The sequence below is a fragment of the Mesorhizobium sp. WSM4845 genome, from assembly GCF_055811455.1.
In genome coordinates, this window is sequence record NZ_JBVVQA010000024.1 from 48,036 (window position 1) to 69,312 (window position 21,277).

Here is a 21,277-nt window from a genome sequence, read left to right on the forward strand (position 1 = left end):
TTGGATATGAACCGTCTCGCGAACTCACTCGCCCCGCGCGGCCTTGCCCTTCCGGAGAAGACCAGACAGATCAAGGTCTGGGTTCGCAGGGCTTGCGGGCTCGATGACGATGTCGTCGTGTCCGTCACGGAGCTGGTATGCCGCAAAAATGGCTGTCCCGACATCGAAACGGTGATCGGCATATTGCGTCCCGGCGAGAAAATCGAGACGATCCGGCTTCGCAAGGCAATCGCCGATGTGACCTCGCGCGATCTGCCGCGAGGGTGAATGGATCGGACATGCGCAGAGTGTTCGGCCTCTCGACCGAAGCTGTTGCGCTTACCGAGTGTCACCGGAATGTGACCGAGATCGGGAACCATCGACGAGAGCTGGTGCTCGCCGCATCTTTCGCCGCGCCATTGCGGGCGGCCGACTTCGCCCAACTCGACTACAAGGGCCAACTCGGGAAATGACCGCCGACCGTCAGCGACTGGTCGTCCTCCTTAACCACATGACGAATGCGGCGTAGCTCGCGGCTTTTCGCTGGTTTATGACAATGATCTGTGGTTGTAGCGCGTGGCGGTCGGGCAAAAAAATGCTCCGCTTTGCGTCTGTTTGCCCGGCTTTTCAGCCTATCTGAGGGAGTAATCGATAAAATGGCGAATGAAAACTGGCCCGTTTACGGTGAGATCACCGGCCCTGTCGTGATGATCGGCTTCGGCTCGATCGGACGGGGAACGCTGCCGCTGATCGAGCGCCATTTCAAGTTCGACAAGTCGCGCATGACGGTCATCGACCCACGCGATACCGATCGCAAGCTGCTCGACGAGCGCGACATCACCTTCATGCAGGATGCGGTGACCAGCAAGAACTACAAGAAGCTTTTGACGCCGCTGCTGACCAAAGGCGGTGGCCAGGGCTTTTGCGTCAACCTGTCGGTCGACACCGGCTCGGTGGATTTGATGCGGCTCTGTCGCAAGCTGGGTGTGCTTTACATCGACACCGTCGTCGAGCCATGGCTCGGCTTCTATTTCGACACGAAGGCCGACACTGGCAGTCGCACCAATTATGCGCTGCGCGAATCCATGATCGAAGAAAAGCGCGCGCACCCCGGCGGGACGACCGCAATCTCCACCTGCGGCGCCAACCCAGGCATGGTCTCGTGGTTCGTCAAGCAGGCGCTGGTCAACCTCGCCACCGATCTTGGCCTCGAATTCTCCGAGCCCGCGCAGCACGATCGCGAAGCTTGGGCCAGGCTGATGAAGAAGGCCGGCGTCAAAGGTATCCACATTGCCGAGCGCGACACACAGCGCACCAAGAAGCCGAAGCCGATGAACGTGTTCTGGAATACCTGGTCGGTCGAAGGCTTCATCTCGGAAGGGCTTCAACCGGCCGAGCTCGGCTGGGGCACGCATGAGACGTGGATGCCGAAGAACGGCAAGAAGCACAAGCATGGCTCGAAGGCCGCAATCTATCTGGAGCAGCCGGGCGCCAACACGCGTGTGCGCAGCTGGTGCCCGACGCCGGGCCCGCAATATGGCTTCCTGGTGACCCACAACGAGTCGATCTCGATCGCCGACTTCTTCACCCTGCGCGGCAAGAAGGGCAAGGTCCAATATCGCCCGACCTGCCACTACGCCTACCATCCCTGCAATGACGCCGTGCTGTCGCTGCACGAAATGTTCGGCGCTGCCGGCAACGCACAACCGGTGCATCACGTGCTCGATGAAAACGAACTGGTCGACGGTGTCGACGAGCTCGGCGTGCTGCTCTACGGCCACGACAAGAACGCCTATTGGTACGGCTCGCAGCTGTCGCTGGTGGAGGCGCGCAAGCTGGCGCCTTATCAGAACGCGACGGGCATGCAGGTCACCTCGGCAGTGCTGGCGGGCATGGTCTGGGCGCTGGAAAATCCCGAGGCCGGCATCGTCGAGGCGGACGAGATGGACTACAGGCGCTGCCTGGAAGTGCAGTCGCCCTATCTCGGGCCGATCAAGGGCTATTACACCGACTGGACGCCGCTCGACAACCGCCCTGGGCTGTTCCCGGAAGACCTCGACAAAAACGACCCATGGCAATTCCGCAACATCCTCGTTCGATAGTTCAACATCCTCGTTCGAAAGCAATGTCTCACTGCCTTGCAATCGTCTGGAAATCGGGCGATTGAAGGAAGGCGGCCTGGAGCGACGTGCATCCATTTGGACGCACAAAGTACGCTCTGGTGGTTCGAGTGTACGCATCGTGCTTTCCGAAAAATCGCATCGATTTTCGGGCCAATGCGAGAGGAGAGGATCTTGATGATGACGATTGCGCGCAAATTGCTTTCGGCCGGCATTGTCGCGGCCGCTGCCGCCTTGGCGGCGTGCACCACCGCCGGCCCGGGCGGGCCACCATCGGCCACGCGGAGTCCGGTCGAAGGCTCATGGATCGACGCGCAGGGCACGGGCCTGTCGACCTTCGCCGGCGGCAGCTTCAAGACCGTCGCCACCGACACCGGCCAGAAGCTTGCCGACGGCAGCTACGCCATGACCGGCGGCACCTCGGTCCAAATCCAGGGCACTTCGCTGATCCGCCAGACGCCGATCAGCTTCAACTGCTTGTTGATCTCCACCTCGCAGCTTAATTGCACCAGCGTGAGCGGGCAGAACTTTGTGCTGACGCGACGCACCTGAGCCCATACTGAATGCTTTTGCAAAGGACGGCGGCTTGAGGCCGCCGTCTTTTTGTGCCGGCAAAGCTGGGCCCGATTCCGCTTGCATCGGCTACAACGCGATGTGAACATTGGCGAAAAGCCGGCTGTTATGTTCCAGTCGAGCAAGGGCATAAACAGGTCATCCGGGAGACGAAGATGAAGAAGACCGCCGCCATTGCCGCCCTGTCGGCGTCTACGCTTGGCCTTTCGACCGGCATGTCCTTTGCCGACTACACGCTGAACATCCTGCACATCAACGACTGGCACAGCCGCATCGAAAGCAACAACAAATATGAATCGACCTGCTCGGCCGAAGAGGAGACCAAGGGCGAGTGCATCGGCGGCGCGGCGCGGCTGATCACCGCGATCATCCAGGAGCGCAAGAAGCTGGAAGGCCAGAACGTGCTGTTGCTCAGTGCCGGCGACAATTTCCAGGGTTCGCTCTTCTACACGACCTACAAGGGCAAGACCGAAGGCGAATTCCTCAACCAGATGAAATTCGACGCCATGGCGGTCGGCAATCACGAGTTCGACGACGGCGAGGCGGCGCTGGCGCCGTTCCTGGACATGATCAAGTTTCCGGTGCTCGGCGCCAACGTGAAGGCCAACGCGCAATCCAAGCTCGGTGACCGCGTGAAACCGTCTGTTGTGATCGAGGTCGGCGGCCAGAAGATCGGCGTCGTCGGCGCGGTCACCAACGACACGCCGGAACTCACTTCGCCAGGCCCTAACGTCACGATCGAGGACGACGTCAAGTTGATCACGTCAGAGGTCGAGAAGCTGAAGGGAGAAGGCGTCAACAAGATCATCGCGGTCACCCATATCGGCTACAAGCGCGAGCGCGACGTCATCGCCAAGATCCCGGGTGTCGACGTGGTGGTCGGCGGCCACAGCCATTCGCTGCTGTCCAATACCGACCCCAAGGCTGAAGGCCCCTACCCGACGATGGTCGACAATCCGGACGGCTACAAGGTGCCGGTCGTCCAGGCGGCGTCCTTTTCGAAATATCTCGGCGAGTTCAAGGTCGTGTTCGACGACAACGGCGTCGTCAAGCAAGCCAGCGGAGACCCGATCTACCTCGACAAGTCGATCACGCCGGATTCCGCCGTGCTTGCCCGCATCAAGGAGCTTGGCGCGCCGATCGAGGCGTTGAAGAACAAGGAGGTCGCCGAGACCACGAAGGCGATCGACGGCAGCCGTGAGAACTGCCGCACCCGCGAGTGCGAGATAGGCAATCTTGTCTCCGATGCCGTCCTCGACCGCGTCAAGGACCAGGGTGTGCAGATCGTCGTCACGAATGGCGGCGGCCTGCGCGCTTCGATCGACCAGGGCACCGTCACTATGGGCGAGGTGCTGAACGTGCTGCCGTTCCAGAACACAGTGGCGACCTTCCAGATTTCCGGCAGGGATCTGGTTGCCGGGCTGGAGAACGGTCTCAGCCAGATCGAGGACGGCGCCGGACGCTTCCCGCAGGTTGCCGGCCTGAAGTATTCATTCGACAAATCGGCCGCCCCGAATGCCGGGCGCGTCAAGTCGGTCGAAGTCATGCAAGGCGGCGCGTGGACCACGATCAATCCGGATAAGGATTACCTGGTCGCCACCAACAACTTTGTGCGCCAGGGCGGCGACGGCTATAGGGTCTTCGCCGACAAGGCCAAGAACGCCTACGATTACGGTCCGGGCCTCGAACAGGTGGTCGCCGATTATCTCGGCGCGCATCGGCCCTATACGCCGAAGCTCGATGGCCGCATCACCGAAATCACGGCCGCCGCCGCCGCGGAACCGGCCGAGGCTCCCGCTCCGGCCGAGCCCGCAAAACCAGCAGAAACGGCTCCAGCCGCAGCTGCGGACCCGGCGATGCCCGAACCGCCGGCGGGTTCGGACGATATAGCCACGACACCGCCAGCCGTGCCGGCGGAACCCGCCCCGGCAACGCCGGCGCCTGCCGAGCCGGCCAAGCCAGCCGAGGCTGCACCGGCGCCTGCGGCGGAACCGGCAAAGCCGGCCGAGGCAACGCCGGCCGAAAGCAGCCATGTGATCGTTGCCGGCGATACCTATTGGGACCTGGCGGAAAAGGCCTATGGCGATGGCGCCAGGTGGAAAACGATCTCCGATGCCAACAAGGACTACGAGCCGCGCCGCCTTCCCGTCGGCGCAACCTTGACCATCCCGGCCGCAAACTGAATTCTACGGTCATCGTTGGAAAACCCGTCCGGCTAACTGGGCGGGTTTTTCTGCTTTCGCTGATAAGGTGCGGCCAGACGCTGCATTGAAAACCGGCGCGGCATCGCTAGTTTCGCGCAGTGTCCGGAGACCCGTTATGACGCTTTCTAACCCTGCCGATCGAAAAGCCGCGAAGGTCGTCGGCCCACTGCCGGCAGGACAGCCGCCGGTCGGGGCGGGCAGGATCGGCGTCATGCTGGTTAATCTCGGCACGCCCGACGGCACCGAATTCAAGCCGATGTGGCGCTATCTCAGGGAATTCCTGTCCGATCTGCGCGTCATCGAGCTCAACAAGGCGATCTGGTATCCGATCCTCTACGGGCTGGTACTCACCACGCGGCCGAAGAAGTCGGGCGCCAACTATGCGAGAATCTGGAATCGGCAGCGCAACGAGTCGCCGCTGCGCACCTACACCCGCGCTCAGAGCGAAAAGCTGACCGAGGCGCTGCGCGACCTGCCCGGCGTCAGCGTCGACTGGGCAATGCGTTACGGCAATCCTTCGACCGAGAGCGTCGCCAAAGGGCTGGTCGCGCAGGGCTGCGACCGCATTCTGACTTTTCCGCTTTATCCGCAATATTCCGCGACCACGACCGCGACCGCCAACGACCAGCTGTTTCGCGCGCTGATGAAGATGCGCCGCGCTCCGGCGATCCGCAGCGTGCCGCCCTACTATGCCGAACCGGTCTATATCGAAGCGCTCGCCGCGTCGATTGAGCGCCATCTGGCGAGCCTCGATTTCGAGCCGGAAATGGTCATCGCCTCCTATCACGGCATTCCGAAACCCTATTCCGACAAGGGTGACCCCTATCAGGCCCATTGCCTTGAGACGACCCGGCTGCTGCGGGAAAAGCTCGGCTGGGATGAGAAGAAGCTGATCACCACGTTCCAGTCGCGCTTCGGCGCGCAGGAGTGGCTGCAGCCTTACACCGACAAGATGGTCGAGAAATTGCCCGGAGAAGGCGTGAGATCGATCGCCATCGTCAATCCGGGCTTTTCTGTCGACTGCATCGAGACGCTGGACGAGATCGGCAGGGAGGCGGCCGAGACTTTCCATCATGCCGGCGGCGAAAAGTTCGCGCATATTCCCTGCCTCAACGACAGTGCCGAGGGCATGGGGGTGATCGAGGCGATGGTGCGGCGCGAACTGTCGGGTTGGGTGTGAAGCCGATACAATCGAGCGCCGCCAACCGGCTTTCTATGCACCGGTAATCCACTATCACCTGATTGTAACGTTCCTGAAACACACTTAAGTGTTTGGTGAAGTCGCTCGCGTTGAAACATTTCCGTGGCCGGCATCTGAGGGAGAGCCAAATGGATTTCAGTGGTTTCGATATCGCGCTTCTTGTTCTTGTCGCTCTTGTCGTGCTCGTGCTTTTCAAAGGCATCCGGACAATCCCGCAAGGCTACAATTACACCGTCGAACGCTTTGGCCGTTATACCAGGACATTGAGCCCCGGCCTCAACCTCATCGTGCCGTTCGTCGACCGCATCGGCTCCAAATTGAACATGATGGAGCAGGTGCTCGACGTCCCGACGCAGGAGATCATCACCCGCGACAACGCCACCGTCGCCGTCGACGGCGTCGCCTTCTACCAGGTGCTCAACGCGGCGCAGGCCGCCTACCAGGTCGCCGGGCTGGAGAACGCCATCCTCAACCTGACGATGACCAACATCCGTACCGTGATGGGGTCGATGGACCTCGACGAGCTGCTGTCGAACCGCGACGCCATCAACGAACGCCTTCTGCGCGTCGTCGACGAGGCGGCGCATCCCTGGGGCATCAAGATCACCCGCGTCGAGATCAAGGACATCAATCCACCGGCCAATCTCGTCGAATCGATGGGGCGCCAGATGATGGCCGAGCGCAACAAGCGCGCGCAGATCCTCGACGCCGAAGGCCTCAAGCAGTCGCAGATCCTGGAAGCCGAGGGCCGCAAGGAAGCCGCCTTCCGCGACGCCGAGGCGCGCGAACGCTCGGCCGAGGCCGAGGCCCGCGCCACGCAAGTGGTGTCGGAAGCGATCGCCAATGGCGACGTGCAGGCGCTCAACTACTTCGTTGCACTGAAATACACCGAAGCACTGACCAGGATCGGCTCCGCCACAAACAGCAAGGTCGTGCTGATGCCTATGGAAGCTTCGTCATTGATCGGCACGCTCGGCGGCATCGGCGCGATTGCCAAGGAAGTCTTCGGCAGCGAGGGCACTGCCGGCACCACGCGGCAAGCTGCACGCCCGCCCGTGGTTCGTCCCAGCGAGACCTGAGGCCATGTTCGAACGCATCATTTCCGAACTCGGCCCCTGGGTTTGGATGGTTCTCGGCTTCGTCCTCCTGGTGATGGAGGTCATCGCACCGGGCATATTCATGCTGTGGATCGGCATCGCCGCGCTGCTGATCGGCGTGGTGTCCCTGCTCATCTGGGACGCGGACTTCTGGACCTGGCAGATCCAGGTTCTCGCCTTCCTGGCGATGTCGCTGGTTTCAACCTATGTCGGCAAGAGACTGGTGGGTGGGCGCGATGATGGCACCGATCAGCCACTGCTCAACCGCCGCGGCGCACAGATGATCGGCAGGATGGCCACCCTGGACGAGCCGATCAGGGACGGCCGCGGCCGCGTAAAGCTGGGCGATACGCTATGGCGCGTCTCCGGCCCCGACCTGCCGGCCGGCACGCAGGTGCGCGTGACGGGCGCGGCCGACGCCGATCTGGAACTGACGGTCGAGGCGGTCCTGGACTGATCCGACCATCTCGGCGGGCGACTTTTCAAACAGGCCTGATGTCTCTCAGAGACTGTTTCGATTCGCTCTGGCGAGCTCAGGCCGCGCCGATGCGCAGCAGATCGTGCAGATGGACAAGTCCGACCGGCCGTCTGCCTTCGACAACCATCAGGCTGGAGATGGTCGAACTGTTGATCGTCTGCAGCGCGGTCGCCACCAGCGTATCCGGTCCGGCCGTCTTCGGCTCCTTGGTCATGACCTGATCGACGCTCATCGCCAGAAGATTGCTGCCGATGTGGCGCCTGATGTCGCCGTCGGTGATGATGCCGATCAGCGCACCATCCGCAGCGGTTATCGCCACACAGCCAAACCCCTTGCGCGACAATTCGAGGATCGCTTCTTGCATTCCAGTGCCGGAAGGCACCAGCGGCAGCCTGTCGCCGACATGCATGATCTCGCGGATCTGCGTCAGATTGGCGCCAAGTTGCCCACCGGGATGGAAGGTGCGGAAATGATCCGGCGTGAAGCCGCGCGCTTCGAGCAGCGCGATGGCCAGTGCATCGCCGATCACCAGTTGCAGCAGCGTCGATGTCGTCGGCGCCAGGCCGTGCGGGCAGGCTTCCGACGCACGCGGCAGCAAAAGCACCACATCGGCCGCCCGCGCCAGCGCCGATCGCTCTCCGGCAGTGACTGCGATCAGCGGAATCGAGAAGCGCCTGGAATAGGCGATGATGCCCTTGAGCTCGCGGCTCTCGCCCGACCACGATATGGCGATGATGGCGTCGTCCCTGGCGATCATGCCGAGGTCGCCATGATTGGCTTCGGCAGAATGGACGAAGAAAGCCGGCGTGCCGGTCGAGGCGAGCGTCGCCGCGATCTTTGAGCCGATATGGCCGCTCTTGCCGACGCCGGTGACGATGACGCGGCCAGCGATATGCGACACAATATCGACGGCGCGCGCGAACGGTTCGGTCAATCCGTTTTCGAGCGCGGCCGCCAGCGCCGCGACACCGGCCTGCTCGGTCGCTACCGTTCTAAGCGCCGAGGCGATCGAAGCCTGCCCATCGAGCCGCTTCTTGTCTGGGGATCCCGCATGCATGGCTGATGCGATTAGCGCTTTGCTGCGCGCCTGTCCAATGGAATTGCCATCCGTCAGCCGTCAAGTGGGCTTTGATCGACCGCCGCCTCAACCCGACGTTAACCATCCCCGTTTACGGTTCGGTAAGTATGGCGCGCGTGCGCCGCGCAAGCAGTGGTAGCGATGTCCGGGGCCCCGCCTGAAAAGAAAAGAAGACGAAACGGCAAGGCGGTCTGCGCCTTGCTGCTGGCGACCAGCGTCTTCGCCTTGCTGCGGCCTGCGCAGCCCTATGCCCAGGTAACCGAGCTGCGCGGCGAGGTTTCGGAATCGGCGATTCTGGACGACCAGCAGCGCAAAACCAGGCAATTGAGCATCGCCCAGGATCAGACGGCGCAGGCCGGTGCAACCACCCAGAGCACTGCGCCGACGCCCGCCTATCAGCCGGCCAGCCCGGGCGCCGTGCAGGACGACGACGCGGCACCCGCGACCGGCAGCATTTTTGATCCGCCGGAAGCAACCGACGATCCGTTTGCAGACGCCCCCGTTCCCGTCCCGCCGCGCCGGCCATCGAGCGCAACCCAGGGCGCAGCCGATCAGGACGAAGCCGCCGAGACACAGGCCGCCACCGCGGCGACGGCCCCGACGGATGACGAGGACACCGCCGAGACGGACCCAATCAATTCCCGTGCCGTGACTATCGATTCCGCCGACAGGCAGCAACTCGATCCGGGCGCCGAGCGCGCCGAAGCCATCGAAGGCCGGGACAGGAGGGCCGAGGACGATCCGTTCGCCGCCACCGGTATCAAACTCGGCTCCTTCGTGATCAGGCCGACGCTCGAGCAAGGCCTGAAGGCCTCATCGAATGCCGATTCAAGCAGCGAAGGAAAGCCGGCCCTGCTGTCGGAAACGACGCTGCGCTTCAACGCGATCTCCGACTGGCGGGAGAATTCGGCTATCGTCGACGGCTACGGGACCTTTCTCAAGACCCTATCGGGCGACGAGGTTGAGGAGGCGCGCGGCCGTGTCGAAGGCACGCTCAATGTCGACTTCGACAACGATCTGCGCGCTATCGCCAAGCTCGGTTACGAGGCGGCTCCGGAATCGGCTTCCTCGCCGGTCGTCATCGAAGGCACCGCCGAGCAGCCGGTGCGCCAGACCATTGATGGCAGCCTGGCGGTCGAGAAGGATGCCGGCAAGATGCGCTTCGCCCTGACCGGCGCAGTCGAACACGACATCTACGGCGACGCCAGGCTTTCGACGGGCGGAACGCTGTCGCAGAAAGACCGCGATTCGACGCTCTATACCGCCACCTTGCGCACCGGCTATGAGATTTCGCCCGCCATCACCCCTTTCACCGAGGTCGAAATCGGCCGCCGGGTCTATGATTTGCGGGTCGACAGCAATGGTTTCGAACGATCCTCGACGCGGCTTGGGGTTCGGGCCGGCGCCGAGCTCGACCTCGGCGAGAAGCTTGCCGGCGAGTTCTCGGCCGGCTGGCTGCGCGAGGCGATCGACGATGACCGCCTGCCGGCAATTTCGGGCGCCACGGTGAACGCCGACCTCAGATGGTCGCCGCAACGCGGCACCACGATCGGCCTCACCGGGCAGACGATCGTCGAGGGCACGACAACCGCCGACGAAAGCGGCACCATCCTTTACTCCGGCCTCCTCACCGCCGAGCGGGAAATCCGTGCCAACCTGATCGGCAACGCAGCTCTCGGCGTAGACTGGCGCGACTACATCGGGTCGGACGGCCAGGATCTGACGCTGAGCGCCGAGGCCGGACTGACATGGTGGCTGAACCGATATGCCGGACTGACCACCCGCGCCAGAACTGAAAAACAGACCAGCAACATCGAGGGCCGCGACTACACCGCCCACAGCATCTTTGTCGGGGTGACGCTGCAGCCGTAAACCAAGCCGCCGCGCACCCTCGGTTCAGGCCCGAGGGCATGCTTTTGCGCGCATGCATTAGCCCGGGGGTTAGAACGCCGCGCCCCGCTGCTCTGACGGTTTCATCTCGTCGAGAAGCTTGCTGATAACGCCCGCCATGCGTCCGTTCATGTCGCTGCGCCACAGCGCGAAGGCGACGTTGGCCTCGACAAAGCCTTCCGGCGATCCGCAATCGAAGGTGCGCCCTCGGTAGTGGCAGCCATAGAAGGGCTGCTGCTTCTCCAGCTTCAGCATCGCATCGGTGAGTTGTATCTCGTTGCCGGCGCCCTTCTCCTGGCCTTCGAGTATCCCAAATATCTCCGGCTGCAGGATGTAGCGCCCGTTGATGTATAGGTTGGAGGGTGCCGTGCCGGTCTTCGGCTTTTCCACCATGCCGGTAATGCGGAAACCGTGATGCGTATCCTCGCCGCGGCCGACGATGCCGTATTTATGGGCCTCGGCGGGGTCGCATTCCTGAACCGCGACGATGTTGTTGCCGGTCTCGGCATAAAGCTCGACCATCTCCTTCATGCAGCTTTTTTCGGACTGCATGATCATATCGGGCAAAAGCAGCGCGAAGGGCTCGTCGCCGACCAGCTCGCGGGCACACCAGACGGCATGGCCAAGGCCAAGCGGCACCTGCTGGCGGGTGAAGCTGGTCTGCCCTGGCGAAGGTTGCAGCCGCTGCAGGCGGGCGAGCTCGTCGTCCTTGCCGCGTTGGGCAAGCGTGTCATAGAGTTCGAACTGAACGTCGAAATGGTCCTCGATGACCGCCTTGTTGCGTCCGGTCACGAAGATGAAATGCTCGATGCCGGCTTCGCGTGCCTCGTCGACCACATACTGGATGACAGGCCTGTCGACGACGGTCAGCATTTCCTTGGGTATGGCCTTGGTGGCCGGGAGGAAACGCGTGCCGAGGCCAGCGACCGGGAAAACTGCCTTGCGAACTCTCTTCATGCTGTCAAATATCCGCTTCTAAGGCTGTTCGGCAATCCCGCTTCAAGACATTTTCGTGCCGGAATCTGGGATTATGGAACGGCTGGTCAGAAAAAATCTGTAGTCCGTAAAGCACCAACCCGCCTTTTCGTTCCCAACGGCACCTATGGTAAACTAAATGCTAACCGGGTTAGGCGATGAATGATCTTCCTGTGATGAAGAAGGAGGAAAAGATGTCCGTTCGCGACGCCGCAAAGCGCTTCACCAGCATCGTTGCGGCCGCCAGCCTTTCGCTTGCCTTGCTGATGCCCACCGGATCGGCTTTTGCCGACACCGGTTTCCGGCAATGGGTGGCGAGCTTCCGCGCCACCGCGGTGCGGAGCGGCGTTTCCGGCGCCGTTTACGACCGCGCATTCGAGGGCATCAGCGATGCCGACCCGGTCGTGCTGGAAAAAGCGCGTTATCAACCCGAATTCACCGCGCCCGCCTGGGACTATTTCGACAACCGCGTCCATGACCAGTCGGTCGCTGTTGGCAAGCAGATGGCCAGGAAGTGGAAGCCGTGGCTGGACAGGATCGAGGCAAGATACGGCGTCGACCGTCACATCCTGCTGGCGATCTGGTCGATGGAATCGAACTACGGCGAAATCCTCAAGCGCGACGATGTCATGCGCAATGTCGTGCGTTCACTGGCAACGCTTGGCTATGCTGATTCGAGACGATCGAAGTTTGCCCGCACACAGTTGATCGCGGCGCTGAAAATCCTGCAAAGGGGCGACATCGATAAAAGCCACCTCAGTGGCTCATGGGCCGGCGCCATGGGCCATACCCAGTTCATTCCCACCAGCTACCAGGCCTATGCGGTCGACATGGACGGCGACGGCAAGCGCGACATCTGGAATTCGATTCCCGATGCATTGGCAACGGCCGCCAATCTGCTCAGGAAGAACGGCTGGCAGGCCGGCAAGACCTGGGGCTATGAAGTCAGCCTTCCCGACGGAAAGAAGTTCCCGGCCGGATCGAAGTCGTTGTCGCAATGGCAAGCGCTGGGTGTCACGCGTGCCAACGGCAAGCCGTTCAAGAGTGGGGAGAAGGCCACGCTGAAGGTGCCAGGCGGCCGTGGCGGCCCGGCTTTCCTGATGGTCAAGAATTTTTCGGTCATCAAGCGTTACAACAATGCCGACAAATATGCGGTTGCCGTTGGCCTTCTTGCCGACGAAATCGCCGGTTATGGCGGGCTTGTGCAGGACTGGAAGCGGCCTTTCACGAAGCTCTCCTTCGAGGAGAGGCAGGAGCTTCAGCAACGGCTTTCCCAGTACGGCTACTATGACGGCAAGTTCGACGGCAAGATCGGCGAGGGATCGAAAGCCGCCATCATGGCCTTCCAGGCGAAGGCTGGCTTGACCCAGGACGGACATCCGAGCATGGAAGTGCTCAAATGGCTCAGGCAGAACTAGTCTCGCATAGGGCAGACCTGGAGCATCGGACCCAAACCGGTTTTGAGGAAATCCGATGCTCAACTTAAGGTAGAGCGGCGGCACGGTTGTATCAGAGTCCGGCGCTCTTTAGGGATGGAGACGGTAATTGGTTTCGGCTGCGCGTATCCGTGTGATCCTTCGTCGCGTGCCGATCCTGATTCTGGCTATTGCCGTCCTGGCCGTCGGCGCTGCCGCCGTCTTTCACACGCCGGCCGTGGCGCAGGAAGAACAAAGGCGTGGCTGGTCGCTGCGCGACCTGTTGTTTCTGCGCCGAAGGGAGCGGGTGGAGCCGCCGCGACTGATTGAGCCGCGACGGATTCAGAGAATCGGGCCACGCAAGCCAAAAGTCAGAAAGTCGCGTGCCGCGCCGCGCCGGCCGGCTGAGCCGGCAGCCCCCATTGTCCAGAAGGCGCCGGATGCCCGCACCGTTCTGGTGGTCGGCGATTTCATGGCGACCGGCCTCGCCGAGGGTCTCGACACCGCCTTTGCCGAAAACAACAAGGTCAGGATCGTCGTCCGCAGCAATGGTTCGTCCGGTTTTGTGCGTGACGATTTCTACAACTGGCCCGAACAGATCAAGTCGCTGATCGAGACCGAAAAGCCCGCGGCCGTGATCGTCATGCTGGGTTCCAACGATCGGCAGCAGATGCGCGTGAACGGTGAACGCGAACAGCCACGGACCGAAGCGTGGACCGAGGAATACGAACGCCGTACCGATGCGTTCGGCAAGGCCATTGCATCGGCCAAGGTGCCGTATCTGTGGGTCGGCATGCCGGCCTTCAAGGCGCCGAAGATGACCTCCGACATGCTGGCTTTCAACGACATCTACCGCTCGACGGCCGAGAGCCACGGCGGCGAATTCGTCGACATCTGGGACGGTTTCGTCGACGAGGAAGGCGCCTTTGTCACCAGCGGGCCTGACATCAACGGCCAGCCGGTGCGCCTGCGCACCGACGACGGCATCCGTGTGTCGAAAGCCGGCAAACGCAAGCTCGCCTTCTATGCCGAAAAACCCTTGCTGAAGATCCTTGGAATGACCTCGCCTCCGGGCACACTGGCAGCTTATGCGCCAGCCGGCGCTCCGGTCGGGGCGCCGACACCGACACCCATGCCCGTCGATCGCACGGTGCCGATGCTGCTCAGCGATCCGGCACTCGACGGCGGTTCGGAACTTCTCGGCGCCGCAGCGCCGGCAAAGGCGGACGGGCCTGGCGAAAAACTCTTCGTCGAGGGCAATGTATCAGCTGCTTCGCCCGGACGCGCCGACGATTTTTCCTGGCCGCCAAGGAAGCAGCCTGCGGCGGCGGCCGTGCCCGAAACGACCACGGCGATCACTCCGTAAGTAAACTGCTCCGGGCACCGGCCTACGCGGGCCGTAGCTTTAACTGCCACGACCGCTCACAAGTGCTTCGGCCGGCGAAGGCCGGAAGCGCAGAAAAGCCTCAAACGGTCTCAGCGCGGCAGCACGCTCGATCCCATCAGCGCCTCGTCGATCGAACGCGCTGCCTGACGGCCCTCGCGGATCGCCCAGACGACCAGCGATTGACCGCGGCGCACATCGCCCGCCGCATAGAGCTTTTCGACGCTGGTCTTGTAGTCGCGATCATTGGCCTCGACGTTGTTCGAGCGGCGGCTGTCGATGGCGATCTTCATCTGGCCAGCCAGCTCCGACACCGGCCCGACCGCGACCGGCCCGGCAAAGCCGATAGCGATGAAGGCCAGATCCGCGCGGATGACGAATTCCGTGCCGGCGATCGGCTTGCGCTTTTCATCGACCTCGCAGCATTTGACGCCGGTCAACGCGCCGTCCTCGCCGATGAATTCGAGCGTCGCCACCTGGAATTCGCGCTCGGCGCCTTCCGCCTGCGAGGACGAGGTGCGCATCTTCGTCGCCCAGTAGGGCCAGACCGAAAGCTTGTCCTCCTTTTCCGGCGGCTGCGGCCGGATGTCGAGCTGGGTGACACGCACGGCGCCCTGGCGGAAGGCAGTGCCGACGCAGTCGGACGCGGTGTCGCCGCCGCCGACGACGACGACATGCTGGCCGCCGGCGACGATCGGCGGCGAGGGCCACGCCACCGACTGGATCGGCTCGCCGCCGATGCGCTTGTTCTGCTGCACCAGGTAAGGCATCGCGTCATGCACGCCGTCGAGATCGTCGCCGGGAATGTTGGCCGGGCGCGGCGTTTCCGAACCGCCGCAATAGAGCACCGCATCATATTCTGCGAGCAGCTCCGCCACCGGCTTGTCGACGCCGACATTGATCCCGCAATGAAAACTCACGCCCTCGCCTTGCATCTGCTCGATGCGCCGGTCGATATAGTGCTTCTCGATTTTGAAGTCGGGGATGCCGTAGCGCATCAGCCCGCCCGGCCGGCTCTCGCGCTCGTAGACGTGAACGTCGTGGCCGGCGCGGCCAAGCTGCTGGGCGGCCGCCATGCCGGCCGGCCCCGAGCCAATGATTGCGACGCGCCTGCCGGTCTTCCTTTCCGGCGGATAGGGCCGGATATGACCGGTTTCATAGGCCTTGTCGGCGATCGCCTGCTCGATCGTCTTGATGGCGACCGGAATGTCCTCGAGGTTCAGCGTGCAGGCTTCCTCGCAAGGTGCCGGACAGATGCGGCCGGTGAATTCCGGGAAGTTATTGGTCGAATGCAGGTTGCGGATCGCATTGTCCCAGTCGCCATTGTAGACGAGATCGTTCCAGTCCGGGATCTGGTTGTGGACCGGGCAGCCGGTCGGCCCGTGACAGTACGGAATGCCGCAATCCATGCAGCGCGCGGCCTGTTTCTCGACCTCCTTGTCCGACATCGGCAGCGTGAACTCGCGAAAATGCCGGATGCGGTCGGAAGCCGGCTGGTACTTGTGCACCTGCCGGTCGATCTCGAGAAACCCTGTTACCTTGCCCATAGTCCAGTCCCTGCTGTCCAGATGGCGCGCTCGACGACGCACCCGTTAACCTCATAAGGCAGCCATGGCAACCTTCAGTCCGAGGCCAGGATTGTTGATGAAGGCGCCGCCCGGGAAGCTTGGCTTCCCGGCAACTCCCAAAGCCTATTCCGCCGCAACGCCCATGCGCATGCGTTCCATTTCGATCAGCGCACGGCGGTATTCGACCGGCATGATCTTCCGGAATTTCGGCCGGAAAGTCGCCCAGTTGTCGAGGATCTCGCGGCCACGCACCGAACCCGTGTAATGGACGTGGTTCGAGATCAGCTGATAGAGCCGCTCCTCATCATGGCTGGTCATGTCGCCGGACACGTCGACGCGGCCTTTGTGGTCGAGATCGCCGCCATGATGGAGCAGTTTCTCCATCAGGTCGTCTTCTTCGGGAACGGGTTCCAGTTCGACCATCGCCATGTTGCAGCGCTCGGCGAAATCACCCACCTCGTCGAGCACATAGGCGACGCCGCCCGACATGCCGGCGGCGAAGTTGCGGCCGGTCTGCCCGATGACGACGACAATGCCGCCGGTCATGTACTCGCAGCCATGGTCGCCAACGCCTTCGACGACGGCGGCGACGCCCGAATTGCGAACCGCAAAACGCTCGCCGGCGACGCCGCAGAAATAGGCCTCGCCCTCGGTCGCGCCGTAGAGCACCGTGTTGCCGACGATGATCGACTCCGCGGCGACGATCTTCGTGTTCTCTGGCGGGCGGATGACGATGCGGCCGCCCGACAGGCCCTTGCCGACGTAGTCATTGGCCGCACCGACCAGCTCAAACGAAACCCCACGCGCCAGGAAGGCGCCGAAGGACTGGCCGGCGGTTCCGGTGAGTTTTACCGAGATCGTGTCCTCGCGCAGGCCCTTGTGCTTGAAGCGCTTTGCCACTTCGCCCGACAGCATGGCGCCGGTCGAACGGTCGACATTGCGGATCGGCAGCTCGATGCTGACCGGCTGCCTGGCGTCCAGCGCCGGCTTGGCCAACTCGATCAGCTTGCGGTCGAGCACGTCGTCGATCGGATGCTTCTGCCGCTCGGTCCAGTGCACCGCCTCATGCGGCGCATCCGGCTTGAAGAACATCTTGCTGAAATCGAGCCCGCGTGCCTTCCAGTGCTGGATCAGCCCCCGCTTTTCCAAGAGGTCGGTGTCGCCGATGATCTGGTCGAGGTGGGTGTAGCCCATCTCGGCGAGCAGCGCCCGGACCTCTTCCGCCACATAAAAGAAGAAGTTGATGACATGTTCCGGCGTGCCCTTGAAGCGCTTGCGCAACACCGGATCCTGCGTCGCGACGCCGACCGGGCAGGTGTTGAGATGGCACTTGCGCATCATGATGCAGCCGGCCGCGATCAGCGGCGCGGTCGAGAAGCCGAATTCGTCGGCGCCAAGCAGCGCGCCGATGACGACGTCGCGCCCGGTGCGCAGGCCGCCATCGACCTGCAGCGCGACGCGCGACCTGAGGCCGTTGAGCACCAGCGTCTGGTGCGTCTCGGCAAGGCCCATCTCCCACGGGCTGCCGGCGTGCTTGAGCGAGGTCAGCGGCGATGCGCCGGTGCCGCCGTCATAGCCGGAAATGGTGATGTGGTCGGCGCGCGCCTTGGCGACGCCGGCCGCAACCGTGCCGACACCGACTTCGGAGACCAGCTTGACCGAGACATCAGCCGCCGGATTGACGTTCTTGAGGTCGTAGATGAGCTGCGCCAGATCCTCGATCGAGTAGATGTCGTGATGCGGCGGCGGCGAGATCAGACCGACGCCGGGCGTCGAATGCCTGACCTTGGCAATGGTGGCATCGACCTTGTGGCCGGGCAGTTGCCCGCCCTCGCCGGGCTTCGCCCCTTGCGCGACCTTGATCTGCATCACATCGGAGTTCACCAGATACTCCGCCGTCACGCCGAAACGCCCGGAAGCGACCTGCTTGATCGCCGAACGCTCGGGGTTCTTGCCGCCGTCCGGCAGCGGCAGGTAACGGTCGGCCTCTTCGCCGCCCTCGCCGGTGTTAGACTTGCCGCCGATGGTGTTCATGGCGCGCGCCAGCGTGGTGTGCGCTTCCCTGGAGATCGAGCCGAAGGACATCGCTCCGGTCGAGAACCGCTTGACGATATCGGCAGCCGACATGACCTCGTCGAGCGCGACCTTCTTGCGCCCGGTTTCTTCGGCCAGCCTGATCTTGAACAGGCCGCGAATGCTCTGCGCCCGCGCCGTCTCGCTGTCGATCTGAGCGGAATAGTCCTTGAACGTCTGCCACGATCCCTGGCGCACGGCGTGCTGCAGGGTGGCCACCGCATCGGGCGACCAGATATGCGCTTCGCCGCGCATGCGGAACATGTATTCGCCGCCGACCTCGAGGCTGTTGCGCAGCACCGGGTCGTTGCCGAAGCCGTCGGCGTGGCGGCTGACCGTCTCGGCCGCGATCTCTTCCAGCCCGACGCCTTCGATCAGCGTCGCGGTGCCGGTGAAATATTTTTGCACGAAGTCGGTCTTCAGCCCGATGGCGTCGAAGATCTGCGCGCCGCAATAGGACTGGTAGGTCGAGATGCCCATCTTCGACATCACCTTGAGAATGCCCTTGCCGATCGACTTGATGTAGCGGGAGACGACCTCATTGGCGTCGACTTCGGCCGGCAGCTCGCCGCGCTTGTGCATGTCAAGCAGCGTGTCGAAGGCGAGATAGGGATTGATCGCCTCGGCGCCATAGCCCGCAAGGCAGCAGAAATGATGCACCTCGCGCGGTTCGCCGGACTCGACCACCAGCCCCACCGATGTGCGCAATCCCTTGCGGATCAAATGATGGTGGACTGCCGCCGTCGCCAGCAATGCCGGGATGGCGATGCGGTCCGGCCCGAGCTGACGGTCGGACAGGATGATGATGTTGTAGCCGCCGGCGACCGCCGCCTCGGCGCGCTCGCACAGCCGGTCGATGGCGCCCTGCATGCCGGCCGCGCCTTCGTTCGAAGCATAGGTGATGTCGATCGTCTTGGTGTCGAAACGGTCCTCGGTGTGACCGATGGAGCGGATCTTCTCAAGATCGCCATTGGTCAGGATCGGCTGGCGCACTTCGAGCCGTTTGCGACGCGAATTGCCGACGAGGTCGAAGATGTTAGGCCTTGGCCCGATGAACGACACCAGGCTCATCACCAGTTCCTCGCGGATCGGGTCGATCGGCGGGTTGGTGACCTGGGCGAAGTTCTGCTTGAAATAGGTGTAGAGCAGCTTCGATCTGTCCGACATCGCCGAAATCGGCGTGTCGGTGCCCATCGAGCCGACCGCTTCCTGGCCGGTGGTCGCCATCGGCGACATCAGCAGCTTGGTGTCTTCCTGGGTAAAGCCGAACGCCTGCTGGCGATCGAGCAGGCTGACGTCCCTGCGCAGCGCCCGCGGTTCGACCGGCTTCAGGTCTTCGAGGATGAGCTGGGTGTTGGCGAGCCAGCTCTTGTAGGGATGCCTGGTCGCGATCTCCGACTTGATCTCCTCGTCGGAAACGATGCGGCCCTTCTCCAGGTCGATCAGCAGCATGCGGCCGGGCTGCAGCCGCCACTTCTTGACGATCCTTTCCTCCGGCACCGGCAGCACGCCGGCTTCCGAGGCCATGATGACGCGATCGTCGTCGGTGACGATGTAGCGCGCCGGGCGCAGCCCATTGCGGTCGAGTGTGGCGCCGATCTGGCGGCCGTCGGTGAAGGCAACCGCCGCCGGCCCGTCCCACGGCTCCATCAGGGCGGCGTGGTATTCGTAAAAGGCCTTGCGATCTTGATCCATCAGCTTGTTGCCGGCCCAGGCCTCGGGGATCAGCATCATCATCGCGTGGGCGAGCGAGTAGCCGCCCTGCGTCAGGAATTCGAGCGCATTGTCGAAACAGGCGGTGTCCGACTGCCCCTCATAGGAGATCGGCCACAGCTTGGAGATGTCGTTGCCGAACAGTTCGGAATCGACCGAGGCCTGCCGCGCCGCCATCCAGTTGACGTTGCCGCGCAGCGTGTTGATCTCGCCATTGTGGGCGACCATGCGATAGGGATGCGCCAGCTTCCACGACGGGAAGGTGTTGGTCGAGAAACGCTGGTGGACGAGGATCAGCGCCGTCTCGAAACGCGGATCGGTCAGATCCTTGTAATAGGCGCCGACCTGATAGGCCAGGAACATGCCCTTGTAGACGATGGTCCGCGATGACATCGACACGACGTAGAAGCCATTGTCGACGCCCTTGGTCTCTTCGTGGATACGACCGGAAATGACCTTGCGCAGGATGTAGAGCCGCCGTTCGTAATCGTCGTCGCTCTCGATCTCGGCGCCACGACCCAAAAACACCTGCCGCTGGACCGGTTCTGAAGCAGCGATATCAGGCGCCTTTGACAGCGATGAATTGTCGACCGGCACGTCGCGAAAGCCGAGCAGCGGCTGGCCTTCGAGCTGCGCGACCTCGGCGATGATGCCTTCGATATGCGCCTGAAGCTCAGGATCGCGCGGCATGAACACATGGCCGACGGCGTAATGGCCGGGCTTGGGCAGTTCGACGCCCTGGCTGGCCATCTCCTCGCGGAAGAAGCGGTCGGGAAGCTGCACCAGCACGCCCGCGCCGTCGCCCATCAGCGGGTCGGCGCCGACGGCGCCGCGATGCGTCAGATTTTCGAGCACCGCCAGGCCGTCCGTGACGATTTGATGCGACTTCACGCCCTTCATATTGACGATGAAGCCGACGCCGCAGGCATCGTGCTCGTTGCGCGGATCGTAGAGGCCGTGGGCGGCGAACCCGGTAGGGGTCCGCCCGATCCTGGTCAGGCCAGTGGGGATGGACGGATTTTTGACGGCTGGCGCTTTCGTCTGCGCGGCCGGGCCGTTCGTCGCAGATGGCGTCACTTCCGTCATCGTCCTGTCCTCCATGCCAGCCCTTCGGGCGCTGGTTTCCGTTGGGAAGCGCATGAGCTTCCCTCTCATCCTTGCGGCACGTCTTGCGAAATCCTTGCCGAACCAGGCGGCCTGGTTCGCATCCGGCAATCGTACAGGCCAGAGCCGGGCTGTCTACCTGTCGCTCGCGGCAACGGCCGGAGAGGCCCAATGATACGCCAATCCAGCCTGTTTTGTGCGACAAAATAAGACAGCACTACTGTCCTAAATTTTTATGACAGAAGTTGCGGATGCGCACAAGACCGATTCACAACAATCGTGGGCATTCAGAGACAGAAAATTACGCGCGACCCGGCCAAAACGCAACCTTCAGTCGTCCGCCTTAATGCATGTCGCGCAAAAGTGTGCAGCGGTTTTGCGATAACGACATGCATGAAAACAAAAACCTAAAGCGCGTCGCATGA

Annotated in this window: 15 protein-coding genes; 11 read left to right on the top strand and 4 right to left on the bottom strand. The window is 62.8% G+C overall.

Annotated elements, in window-relative coordinates; genetic code table 11:
• Positions 1-6 precede the first annotated feature (6 nt).
• From AC0L2C_RS24160 to AC0L2C_RS24195, 8 genes are all read left to right on the top strand, one after another.
• On the top strand, positions 7-267 hold the full coding sequence (locus AC0L2C_RS24160; protein WP_128170931.1) for a nitrate reductase: 261 nt from the start codon (positions 7-9) through the stop codon (positions 265-267).
• Between the two features lie 11 nt (positions 268-278).
• The gene (locus AC0L2C_RS24165; protein WP_287227824.1) at positions 279-452 is read left to right on the top strand and encodes a hypothetical protein; all 174 of its coding nucleotides are present in this window, start codon (positions 279-281) and stop codon (positions 450-452) included.
• A gap of 183 nt (positions 453-635) precedes the next feature.
• On the top strand, positions 636-2,081 hold the full coding sequence (locus tag AC0L2C_RS24170) for a homospermidine synthase (RefSeq protein ID WP_473524628.1): 1,446 nt from the start codon (positions 636-638) through the stop codon (positions 2,079-2,081).
• 198 nt (positions 2,082-2,279) lie between these two features.
• Complete coding sequence (omp10, locus tag AC0L2C_RS24175; protein WP_128170933.1) at positions 2,280-2,651, top strand: outer membrane lipoprotein Omp10; 372 nt, start codon at positions 2,280-2,282, stop codon at positions 2,649-2,651.
• 176 nt (positions 2,652-2,827) lie between these two features.
• On the top strand, positions 2,828-4,855 hold the full coding sequence (locus AC0L2C_RS24180) for a bifunctional metallophosphatase/5'-nucleotidase (RefSeq protein ID WP_128170929.1): 2,028 nt from the start codon (positions 2,828-2,830) through the stop codon (positions 4,853-4,855).
• A gap of 136 nt (positions 4,856-4,991) precedes the next feature.
• On the top strand, positions 4,992-6,056 hold the full coding sequence (gene hemH / locus AC0L2C_RS24185) for a ferrochelatase (protein WP_473524629.1): 1,065 nt from the start codon (positions 4,992-4,994) through the stop codon (positions 6,054-6,056).
• A gap of 149 nt (positions 6,057-6,205) precedes the next feature.
• Positions 6,206-7,156, top strand: a complete 951-nt coding sequence (locus tag AC0L2C_RS24190) for an SPFH domain-containing protein (RefSeq protein WP_473524630.1) — start codon at positions 6,206-6,208, stop codon at positions 7,154-7,156.
• Between the two features lie 4 nt (positions 7,157-7,160).
• Positions 7,161-7,631, top strand: a complete 471-nt coding sequence (locus AC0L2C_RS24195) for an NfeD family protein (RefSeq protein ID WP_128170927.1) — start codon at positions 7,161-7,163, stop codon at positions 7,629-7,631.
• A 76-nt stretch (positions 7,632-7,707) separates the two neighbouring features.
• Here the strand turns inward: AC0L2C_RS24195 and AC0L2C_RS24200 are convergent, their stop codons facing one another.
• On the bottom strand, positions 7,708-8,709 hold the full coding sequence (locus AC0L2C_RS24200; protein WP_023798068.1) for a KpsF/GutQ family sugar-phosphate isomerase: 1,002 nt from the start codon (positions 8,707-8,709) through the stop codon (positions 7,708-7,710).
• 162 nt (positions 8,710-8,871) lie between these two features.
• Here AC0L2C_RS24200 and AC0L2C_RS24205 point away from each other — a divergent pair, with 162 nt between their 5' ends.
• Positions 8,872-10,602: an outer membrane beta-barrel protein gene (locus AC0L2C_RS24205; protein ID WP_128247071.1), complete on the top strand. Its 1,731-nt coding sequence runs from the start codon at positions 8,872-8,874 to the stop codon at positions 10,600-10,602.
• A gap of 69 nt (positions 10,603-10,671) precedes the next feature.
• Here AC0L2C_RS24205 and galU read toward each other — a convergent pair whose 3' ends face one another.
• Complete coding sequence (gene galU / locus AC0L2C_RS24210) at positions 10,672-11,577, bottom strand: UTP--glucose-1-phosphate uridylyltransferase GalU (RefSeq protein ID WP_023798070.1); 906 nt, start codon at positions 11,575-11,577, stop codon at positions 10,672-10,674.
• 212 nt (positions 11,578-11,789) lie between these two features.
• Between galU and AC0L2C_RS24215 the strand changes: the two genes are divergently transcribed.
• Entirely contained in the window at positions 11,790-13,013 is a 1,224-nt protein-coding gene (locus AC0L2C_RS24215; RefSeq protein ID WP_128247070.1) for a lytic murein transglycosylase, read from the top strand.
• Positions 13,014-13,140: 127 nt separating this feature from the next.
• The gene (locus tag AC0L2C_RS24220) at positions 13,141-14,376 is read left to right on the top strand and encodes an SGNH/GDSL hydrolase family protein (protein ID WP_128247069.1); all 1,236 of its coding nucleotides are present in this window, start codon (positions 13,141-13,143) and stop codon (positions 14,374-14,376) included.
• Positions 14,377-14,486: 110 nt separating this feature from the next.
• Here AC0L2C_RS24220 and AC0L2C_RS24225 read toward each other — a convergent pair whose 3' ends face one another.
• A complete protein-coding gene (locus tag AC0L2C_RS24225) occupies positions 14,487-15,941 on the bottom strand; it encodes a glutamate synthase subunit beta (RefSeq protein ID WP_287240517.1) in 1,455 nt (484 codons plus the stop codon).
• 144 nt (positions 15,942-16,085) lie between these two features.
• The gene (gene gltB, locus AC0L2C_RS24230; RefSeq protein ID WP_128247067.1) at positions 16,086-20,834 is read right to left on the bottom strand and encodes a glutamate synthase large subunit; all 4,749 of its coding nucleotides are present in this window, start codon (positions 20,832-20,834) and stop codon (positions 16,086-16,088) included.
• Positions 20,835-21,277 lie beyond the last annotated feature (443 nt).